Source organism: uncultured Lamprocystis sp. (assembly GCF_903933125.1).
Taxonomy (GTDB): Bacteria; Pseudomonadota; Gammaproteobacteria; order Chromatiales; family Chromatiaceae; genus Thiodictyon.
This window is the reverse complement of record NZ_CAIZIZ010000447.1, coordinates 1-9,449: the sequence shown is the minus strand read 5'-3', so window position 1 is coordinate 9,449 and position 9,449 is coordinate 1. Positions and strand designations below refer to the sequence as shown.

Genomic DNA, 9,449 nt, shown 5'->3' with positions numbered 1-9,449 from the left:
GTGATTTCCGAAGAACCTCGTACCACGCGGGATCAACCACCGAGGACCGGGGTGACGCGACCGGAGGTCGACGCTTTAGCGGGCGGCGGCGCGGCGTTCGACTGACGCCTCGACCTTCTGTCTGTTGTGCGGGTGCGGGCAAGATCCGCAGGGGGCTATAGGGGCGACTAAAGTCGCCCCTACATGAACAGAATCGGAACTGGTCAGGGTCGTGGCCGTCACCATGATCAAGGCCGGGCTGCCGCTGTTGGTGGAAGAAACGAAGGGCCGGACCATTGCACGGATGATGAAGATCCCGGTGCTGGGATGTGTCAGGCTAAAGCGTCTCGACCTCGAACCCGACCACCCCGCGCTGCTCGCGGCTGAATTCGATCCCGATCAGATGGATCGGTTGGCCAAGGGCGCGGTATTGCGCTGCATAACCTCGATCCTTGAGCTGCTGCAGCGCACGCCCCGTGGGCTCCAATTCCACCACCTTGAACTCGAACAGCCAAATGCGGCTATTGAATTTCAGCGTCAGGTCGACCCGGCCCTGGCGGCTGGCGTCCTCCGCCGTCAAGTCCAGGCCGAGCGCGGCCAGATGACTGTAGAAAACGCTGGCGTAGTAGCCCTCATAACGCGCGATGGGGTTGCCGGTATGCCACTGATAGGGGATGGCCGCGAACAGGCTGTCGACATGGGCGCGCAGACCGGCGAAATCCGCCGCCGCCAGCAGATCGTAGAGCCGGCTCGCCAATTCGCTTGCTTGCCCCGGATGGCCGATCAGCGCCTTGACCAGGCTGTCGTTCAGCGCGCTCTCGACTTCCAGATTGGGATAACCCAGGGTGTATTCGCGTCGGGCGCCGAGCTGCCGCGTGCCGGTGAAGGTGAGATAGCCGGTCTGCCACAGCAGCGCCTCGGTGGCCAGATGATCCACGTCGAAGGCCGACAGCAGCGCCTCATCGGCGCGCAGGCGCGCCAGACTGGGGGTGAAAACGCCGCGCTGCATGAGCAGATCCACTAAAAAGGTCGGAGTGCCGGTCTCGAACCACCAGGTGCGAAACTCGCGCGCATCGAACAAGAGCAGCAGGTCGAAGGGGTTGTAGACCGCCGTGCCGGTCCAGTTATAGCCATTATACCAGTGGCGGATTTCGTCCCGGTCCAACCCGGGAAGCTCTGAGGCGAAGACGGTGTCGACATCTGTCTCGGTATAGCCGCACAGAGCGGAATAGCGGGCATCAATGGTGATGTCCTTCAGATTGTTCAACCCCGAGAAGATGCTCACCTTGCTGAACTTGCTCACTCCGGTGATGAACACAAAGTGGACATGGGCGTCATTGTCCTTGATGACTGAATAGAGATTGCGTAGCCCATCGCGCATCGTGCGCGCGACCTCCGGCGTGGTCAGATTGTCCAAGATCGGCTTGTCATATTCGTCGACCAACACCACCACCCGCCGGCCGGTCGCGGCATGGGCCAACCGCATCAGCTCCCCGAAGCAGCCATCGCTCCCCGTCTCGGTGCAGTGCAAGCCGAGCGCGGCCTGGTTGATGCGCAATTGTTCCCCGATTTTGTGCTCCAGCGCCGCAGGATCCTGCACCATGCCGCCGCCGAAGCTGAGCCGGATAACCGGATACCGGATGGTCCAGTCCCAGTGCGGATGGATCAGCAGTCCGCGAAACAGCGCCTCGTTACCGCTAAAAATCTCCCCCAGGGTATCAAGCAGCAGCGACTTGCCGAAGCGGCGCGGGCGCGACAGGAAATAGTGGGTGCCCTCGTCGGTCAACTGCCGGATGAAGCCGGTCTTGTCCACGTAATAGTGATCATCCGCACGGATTTTGGCGAAGGTCTGGATGCCGATCGGCAGTCTGCGGCGGTGCATGGCGGACCTCGGAAGGGGCGTGAAGCGTTTGGGCTAGAACAAGTTATCGCCTTCGGACGTGATAGCCGGTCGTAGGGGCGGGTTTCAAACCCGCCCCTACACGAAGGTCTGTCTGGATATCAGATGTGAACGCTATAAACACAATCGTTGTCGTCTTGGATTCTGGGCTATCCTAACCGGCTTGCATCCTCCAACGGTGACCGGACGAAGAGACCCATGAGCCCAGCCCAGCACGCCCTGCCCCCTTTGCGTTCCTTGCTGTTCAGCGGCCTGCTGGCCCTGTGCGCCCTGCCTTGGGGCAACCCCGCCCGCGCCGACGCCGTGAGTCAGGTGCAGGGGCTGTCCAAGGCGGGGCTGTTGGTCCAGGAGGCCGGCAAGGCGGTCGTCTCCCACAACCCGGATCTGCCGCTGATGCCGGCCTCGACCATGAAAGTGCTGACCGCGCTGGCGGCGATCGATACCTGGGGACGCGATTATCATTTCGAGACCGACTTCTACCAGGACGGCCAGGGCCGGCTCTGGGTGAAAGGACGCGCCGATCCCTATCTGGTTTCGGAAGAACTGGACCTGATCGCCCAGGGGCTCAAGTCCGCCGGCGTCAAGCGCGTGGCCGGCCTCGGGCTGGACGACAGCTATTTCGACAAGGATGTCGAGATCGCCGGCCGGTCGGCCACGGACAATCCCTACGACGCGCCGGTGACGGCACTGGCCGCCAACTTCAATACGGTCAATCTGGTCCGCAGCGGCGCCACCGTCTCCAGCGCCGAACCCCAGACCCCGCTGACCGACACCGCCCGCCGGTTCGGCAAGATGGGCGGGGCCGGCACCCAGCGGGTGAATCTCAAACAACGGCCGACGGCGGTCGGTTATTTTGGCGAATTGCTGGCGGCCAAGCTCCAGGCGGCCGGAATCCAGGTCTCGGGCGGACAGGAGATCGCACCGATGCCGGGTGGTGCCAAGCTGGTCTATCGGCACAAGAACACCCGCACCCTGGCGGCCATGCTGACGCCGACCCTGAAATACTCGAACAATTTCGTCGCCAATGCGCTCTTCCTGCGCCTGGCGGACCCGCAGGGCAAGGGACGGGTGAGCATCGCCGGCGCCCAGCGCGCCATGACGGACTTTGCCCGCCGCAAGTTCAAATGGGCCGATTTCAAGATCGAGGACGGCGCCGGACTGTCGCGCGGCAACCGCCTCTCGGCCCGCCAGTTGGTGGACGTGATGAATGCCTTCGCGCCCAACCGCGACCTGATGCCGGTGCAGGATGGCAACCCTGGGGTGCGTGCCAAGACCGGCACCCTCACCGGCGTGAGCGCCTATGCGGGCTATGTCCGACGCGACGGCACCTGGACACCCTTTGCGCTGCTGATCAATCAACCCGTGGATGCCGGTCTGCGGCGGCGCGTGGCAAGCGCCCTAGTCCGCTGATCGGTTTCCGCTGACCGGTTCCGCGGCCGGCTTGCCGACGGTCCCCAAGCCCTAAAAGGATGTCATCTTGCGTGAACCCGACGTTGCGCCGCGCCTCTCGCGACCGCAAAAACACCATCGACCGGCCGTCAGCTTGGCCGGCCGGCTTTTGGTCTGCCTTGCGCTGACCGGAACACTCGTCGGCTGCGCGCAGACACTGAGCGCGCTGAGCGGTCGGGCCGCGGCCCCGTCGTCGCGCGAGACCTTCCTGTTCCGCAAGCCCGGCGCCGCCTATCCATCACTGGCGCCGCTGATGCGGCGGGTCACCCCGGCGGTGGTGAATGTCGCGGTGGATGCGGTGGTGCGGATCGAGGAAAACCCGCTGCTGAGCGATCCGGATTTCCGCCGCTTCATGGAGCGCTTCGGCATGGAGGTGCCCGAGGAGGGCGACACCGAGCGGCGCCAGAGCGTGGGGTCCGGGTTGATCGTGGACAGCGAACGCGGCTATGTGCTGACCAACAAACACCTGCTGGAAGGGGCCACCGCCATCGAGGTGACGCTCAAGGACCGGCGCAGCTACCGGGCCCGCCTGCTGGGATCGGATGATGGCACCGACCTGGCGGTGCTGCAGATCCCGGCGATCGACATCACCCCGCTCGCGTTCGGCGATTCCAAGACGCTGGAAGTCGGCGATTTCGTGATCGCTGTCGGCAACCCGTTTGGCTTGGGACAGACGGTCACCTCGGGGATCGTCAGCGCCGTGGGGCGCAGCGGCGTGGGCGACGCCCGGCTGGGCGAACTGGTCCAGACCGATGCCTCCATCAACCCCGGCAATTCCGGCGGGCCACTGATCAATCTGGCCGGCGAAGTCGTCGGCATCAATACCGCTCTGATGGGACCCACCGGCGGCAATGTCGGTATCGGCTTTGCGGTACCGAGCAACCGCGCACGCGCCGCCCTGGCGCGGGTGCTGGCGCGACGACGCGGTGGTTAGCGGTAATCCGCCGCCTTTACCTGCTCGGCAGGGATGAAACGCGGGGTGAAGGCACTCGCTGTGCCGTCGGTAACCGCACGTCCGCGGCGGTAATCGCGCAGACGCCGCGACGCGATCCCGCGCTGTCCATCGCCCCGCGCCACCTCGTCGGCGACCAAACCGAAGGCCTGCTCGCGTGCGTCCCAGGCGAGCGTCAGGCGCACAGAAACCAAGCCGTCCGCATTGCTGATCCAACTCACCGTCAATTCGCGGTCCGCGATGTCGATCTCGAAGGGGACGGCATCCGGATCACGGTTGATGGTTCCCATGCACTGGACGCAGGGCAGAATGTCCTCGGCCAAGACCTCGCGACGGTAGACGCCCGCGTCCGTCAGGCTGAAGATCGCCAGTGCGCGGCTGCCCGACGGCCGCAGTGGATCATCGCCGAAGGCCTCGCGCCGGTGTACGAGGATCACCACGTCTTCCAAAGCGTCGTCGGTCAGCAGCCCGCCATAGGAGGCCACCGGCGCCCATAAATTGGAGATCCAACGGCCCGGGTCGATGGGTTCGATCGGCTCCGGTCGCGGCGTCTGCGCCGCGGCCGGGAGCGGTGCCAACCAGCAACCGAGCAGAAGCGCCATCCTGGCGCTCCGAAGCGGCTGGAAGCCGCTTCCACAGCCTGATCGACCCGGCCGGCTCACCCGCGACTCAGGGCCTCGTAGATGGCCGAATAGTCCTGGTCACCCAGACCAAGATCCTGGCCACGGATGCAGGCGGCCTCGATGGCGCCGGCCAGGGCCGTATCCAGCCCGAGCGGCGCGGCGGCCTGCCGGAACAGACGGACGTCTTTCAACAGGTGTTTGAGTGGGAAATTGGCGGCTCCGTAGTCATGACTCAGGTACTTGTCGAGCTTCTTGTCGAACGTCTGGGCATAGAGCGCGCTGCCGCGCAGCAGGGCCATGAACTGATCGACGTCGATCCCCTGGGCGCGCACCAGACCCAGGCTCAGCGCGAAGGTGGCGGTGAGCCCGGCAATCAACTGGTTCAGCGCCAGCTTGAGCGCCGCCGCCTGACCGACGGCGCCGATCCGTTGCGGCTGCGCCCCCAGCCGCTCCAGCACCGGGCGGCACTGCGCGAACAGCGTCTCATCGCCGCCGACCATGATGATCAGCCGACCCTCACGGGCTTCACCCAGGCTGCCCAGGACCGGGGCCTCGAGGTAGCGGCCACCAAGGGCATCCAGCCGGGCGGCGAGTCCGCGACTCTCCTCCGGGCCGATGGTGCCCATCTGCACGATGAGCCGCCCGCGCAGCGCCGCGGCGGCGGGCGGGGCGAGCAGGGTCGCCTCGATGGCCGCGGCATCGCTGAGCACCAGCAGCACCAGGTCCGCGGCGCCGATGGCCGTCGCGGCATCCGCCGCGACCGCCAGCCCGGCGGCGGCGGCGGCCTGCGACCGTTCGGCACCGCGATTCCAGCCGGTGACCGCGACCCCCTGCGCCTGCAGGCGCAAGGCGATCTCGGTGCCCATCAGGCCCAATCCGAGTACGGCGGTCTTTGGCAGCAACTCCATAGGTTTTGATCCTAAACCGCGCCCGGCGCGGTATGCGATGTTGTTGGATGGGATCGGCTCCGGCAGACTCGACGATTGCTGGAGCTGGCGCGGTTTACAGTTTCAGAAAATGTAAATTATATAGCCCTCGTACCTGATATCCAGACAGATCCTTGGTGTAGCAGCAGGCCGATGGTGGATGCGCTGCGCTTATCCACCCTACGAAACCGGCTCCGTTGTAGGGTGGATAAGGCGCGCCGCTCGGTGGCAGGGACTCGGCACGGCGGTCGCGCGCCGCATCCACCAGAGCTCGCGCGGTGCCGCCCAAATTTGGAATTGCTGTTGGTGTAGGTGCGGGTTTGAAACCCGCCCCTACGTCCGGTTATCACGTCCGAACGCTATCAACCGCGTCTCCACCGAGGCGGGTGAAATCCCCCAGGCCGAACACACCGAGCATTGCAAAACTCAGCGACGCCTCAGCAGGTCGATCACCGCTGCTGTTTCCGGCCGCATCCCCCGCCACAGAAAAAACGACTCGGCGGCCTGCTCGACCAGCATCCCAAGCCCATCAATGGCCCGCGCCGCCCCGTGGCTCAGACCCCAGCGGCAGAAGGGCGTGGGGGAATCCGCGTAGATCATGTCATAGGTCCAGGCGCCGGGTGCGAGCACCGACGGCGCGATGGCCGGCACCGCGCCGGTCAGTCCGGTCGAGGTGGCGTTGATGATCAGATCGAAGGCCACCGGGCCAAGGTCCGCAAGACCACAAGCATGCACCGTGGCGCCGCCGGGATCGAGGTCAGCGACCGCGGCAGCCAGCGCGGCGGCCTTGTCCAGGGTACGGTTGGCGATCAGCAGTTCCGCCAGTCCGCTCTCCAGCAGCGGGCGCAGCACGCCCCGGGCCGCACCGCCGGCCCCGAGCAGCAGCACCCGCCGCCCGGCGAAGTCGAAGCCGTGATTGCCGGCCAGGTCCCTGACCAGGCCAACCCCATCGGTGTTGTCGCCGCGCAGCCGCTGCCCCGGCAGTCGGATCAGCGTGTTCACGGCTCCCGCGGTGGCGGCCCGCGGGCTGTGCTCATCGACCAGCCGCCAGGCCGCTTCCTTGAACGGCACCGTCACATTGAGTCCCTGCCCGCCGTCGCCGAAGAAACACCTGACGGTGTCGACGAACGCGTCCGGCGCACTCAGGATCCGGGTGTATTCCAGATCCTGCCCGGTCTGCCGGGCGAAGGCCGCGTGGATCAGCGGCGACTTGCTGTGGGCGATCGGATGACCGATCACGGCATAGCGGTCTGTCATGGTGCGATTGAGCTCACTCGGCCAGCCAGCGCGCCACGTCCTTGGCGTAGTAGCTCAGGATCCCGTCGGCCCCGGCGCGCTTGATGCCGAGCAGGGCTTCGAGCACCACCGCACGCTCATCGAGCCAGCCGTTCTGGCTCGCCGCCTTGAGCATCGCGTACTCGCCACTGACCTGATAGACGAAGGTCGGAACACCGAACTGATCCTTGACCCGCCGCACGATGTCGAGATAGGGCATTCCCGGCTTGATCATCACCATGTCGGCACCCTCATCCAGGTCCAGCGCCACCTCATGCAGGGCTTCGTTGGTGTTGGCCGGATCCATCTGATAGGTGTACTTGTTGCCGCCGCCCAGATTTGCCGCGGATCCGACCGCGTCGCGGAACGGACCATAGAAACTGGAGGCATACTTGGCCGAATAGGCGAGAATGCGGGTGTGGATGTGGCCCTCCGCTTCCAGAGCGGTGCGCACGGCGCCGATCCGCCCGTCCATCATGTCGGACGGCGCCACGACATCGGCCCCGGCCTCGGCGTGCGAGACCGCCTGACGGACCAGCACGTCCACCGTGGCATCATTGACCACGTAGCCCTGGTCGTCGATCAGCCCGTCCTGGCCGTGGGTGGTGAAGGGGTCCAGGGCCACATCGGTGATGACCCCCAACTCCGGCACCGCGTCCTTCACGGCACGTACCGCGCGCTGGGCCAGGCCGTCCGGGTTGAAGGCCTCGCGCGCATCTTCGGACTTGGCCGATGCCGGCGTCACCGGGAACAGCGCCATGGCGGGAACGCCCAGTGCGGCAATGGCGCGCGCTTCGGCCACCAGCAGGTCGATACTCAGCCGGGTCACCCCCGGCATGGACGCCACCGGCTCCCGGACACCCGTGCCCTCGAGCACAAACACCGGGTAGATCAGGTCATTGGGCGTCAGCGTGGTCTCGCACATCAGGCGCCGCGAGAATGCATCGCGGCGCATACGGCGCATGCGGGTCAGGGGGTAGCCGGCACGCGGCGTGTCGAGTAGGGACATGATCAGCAATCTCCAAATGGTGAGCGAACGGCCCCCGCCGCTCGGGGCGACTACCATAGCCTAGACGGCAGCCTGGGTCCAAGCAGGTTCGTCGTCCCCGGTCGCGACGGCCAGCGACAGCCGTGCTCCATCGCGGCAGGTTGTCGGATGGGCAGCGGGCGGAGAAACCCATCCGCGATGGGAGAAAACGACACGCCGACAGCCTTGGCCTTACTGATACAATCGACGGTCTGTTGGTTATAGTCCGCGAACACGTATGTTGCTTCAATCAGATACCAGTCCCCCGATCTTCGACACCGACCTGACCCGGTTTCAGTCCGCGGTCATCGAGGCCTCCCACCAGCACCCGATCCTGGTCGATTTCTGGGCTGATTGGTGCACGCCCTGCCATGCCCTGTCGCCCCACCTGGAGCGGGTCGTCAAGGAACTGGACGGCGCCATCCGGCTGGCTAAACTTGAGGTGGACGAGGGCGAGAATATGCGCGTTGCCGGCCGCTATTCGCTACGCGGCTTCCCGACCGTGATCCTGTTCCAGAACGGCGAGGAACGCGGGCGTTTCAGCGGGGCGCGCTCCACCCACCAGATCCGGGACTGGCTGCGCGAACACCTGACGGCCCCGGCTGACAGCAATGGTCACCCGGGCTGACCGCCGGCCGCGCGGCACCGATGTAGCGCCGGTCTGACCAGGAGACACTGATGCCGAGCAACGCCGCGACGTCCGGTTCAAACCAAGCAGACCTGAACGTGCCGGATGAACTGGCACTGCTGCGCGACATGCCCATCTTCGGTGCCGTCCCCGATCGGGCTCTGGACTACCTGAACACGCGGGCCGAGCGGGTGATCACGCCGGCCGGACACTGGTTTTTCCGTCAGGGAGATCGCGGCGAGACCATGTACGTGCTGCGCTCGGGCCGGGTGGAGGTCCGCCGCGCCCTTGGCGAACGGGCGGAGGTGATCGGCCGGCTCGGACCCGGTGACTGCTTCGGCGAGATGGCGTTGATCGACCTTTACCCGCGCAGCGCCGGCGTGTGGGCGGCCGAGGATTGTCTCGCGCTCGGGATCAGCAACGCCCTGCTCTACCAGCTCTACGCGGCCAATCCTGAATCATTCACCCTGATCATGATGAATCTGGCGCGGGAACTGAGTCGCCGCCTGCGCCAGACCGAAGCCCTACTGTTCCGCCAACGCGACTCCGCCGCGCACGCGGATCGGCGCGGCGGCGCGGCGTCTTGCGAAACACCGTATGTCTGAAGTGTAGGGGCGGGTTTGAAACCCGCCCCTACGTCCGATGGCTATACCACCCACCATCGGATCGGATGTAGGTGCGACTTCAGTC

Annotated in this window: 9 protein-coding genes; 4 read left to right on the top strand and 5 right to left on the bottom strand. The window is 65.8% G+C overall.

What is annotated here, in order from left to right:
• Nucleotides 1-316: 316 nt before the first annotated feature.
• Nucleotides 317-1,861, bottom strand: a complete 1,545-nt coding sequence (locus QZY03_RS24195) for an ATP-binding protein (RefSeq protein ID WP_295585384.1) — start codon at nt 1,859-1,861, stop codon at nt 317-319.
• 216 nt (nt 1,862-2,077) lie between these two features.
• Between QZY03_RS24195 and QZY03_RS24190 the strand changes: the two genes are divergently transcribed.
• A complete protein-coding gene (locus tag QZY03_RS24190) occupies nt 2,078-3,289 on the top strand; it encodes a D-alanyl-D-alanine carboxypeptidase/D-alanyl-D-alanine-endopeptidase (RefSeq protein WP_295585382.1) in 1,212 nt (403 codons plus the stop codon).
• Between the two features lie 67 nt (nt 3,290-3,356).
• Nucleotides 3,357-4,262: a trypsin-like peptidase domain-containing protein gene (locus tag QZY03_RS24185; RefSeq protein WP_295585380.1), complete on the top strand. Its 906-nt coding sequence runs from the start codon at nt 3,357-3,359 to the stop codon at nt 4,260-4,262.
• Here QZY03_RS24185 and QZY03_RS24180 read toward each other — a convergent pair.
• The 4 genes from QZY03_RS24180 to hemB all read right to left on the bottom strand — a co-directional run bounded on the left by QZY03_RS24180 (nt 4,259) and on the right by hemB (nt 8,113).
• Nucleotides 4,259-4,882 carry a hypothetical protein gene (locus QZY03_RS24180; RefSeq protein WP_295585378.1) on the bottom strand — a complete coding sequence of 208 codons (624 nt, stop codon included), beginning with the start codon at nt 4,880-4,882 and terminating at the stop codon, nt 4,259-4,261. The genes QZY03_RS24185 and QZY03_RS24180 overlap by 4 nt on opposite strands.
• A gap of 56 nt (nt 4,883-4,938) precedes the next feature.
• Entirely contained in the window at nt 4,939-5,811 is an 873-nt protein-coding gene (locus QZY03_RS24175) for an NAD(P)-dependent oxidoreductase (RefSeq protein ID WP_295585376.1), read from the bottom strand.
• A 444-nt stretch (nt 5,812-6,255) separates the two neighbouring features.
• Nucleotides 6,256-7,086, bottom strand: a complete 831-nt coding sequence (aroE, locus tag QZY03_RS24170) for a shikimate dehydrogenase (RefSeq protein WP_295585375.1) — start codon at nt 7,084-7,086, stop codon at nt 6,256-6,258.
• A gap of 13 nt (nt 7,087-7,099) precedes the next feature.
• Nucleotides 7,100-8,113, bottom strand: a complete 1,014-nt coding sequence (gene hemB / locus QZY03_RS24165; RefSeq protein ID WP_295585373.1) for a porphobilinogen synthase — start codon at nt 8,111-8,113, stop codon at nt 7,100-7,102.
• A gap of 256 nt (nt 8,114-8,369) precedes the next feature.
• On the opposite strand from hemB, the gene QZY03_RS24160 reads away from it, so the two are divergent.
• Both QZY03_RS24160 and QZY03_RS24155 read left to right on the top strand, forming a co-directional pair.
• A complete protein-coding gene (locus QZY03_RS24160; protein ID WP_295585371.1) occupies nt 8,370-8,759 on the top strand; it encodes a co-chaperone YbbN in 390 nt (129 codons plus the stop codon).
• A 50-nt stretch (nt 8,760-8,809) separates the two neighbouring features.
• Nucleotides 8,810-9,364, top strand: a complete 555-nt coding sequence (locus tag QZY03_RS24155; protein ID WP_295585369.1) for a Crp/Fnr family transcriptional regulator — start codon at nt 8,810-8,812, stop codon at nt 9,362-9,364.
• Nucleotides 9,365-9,449 lie beyond the last annotated feature (85 nt).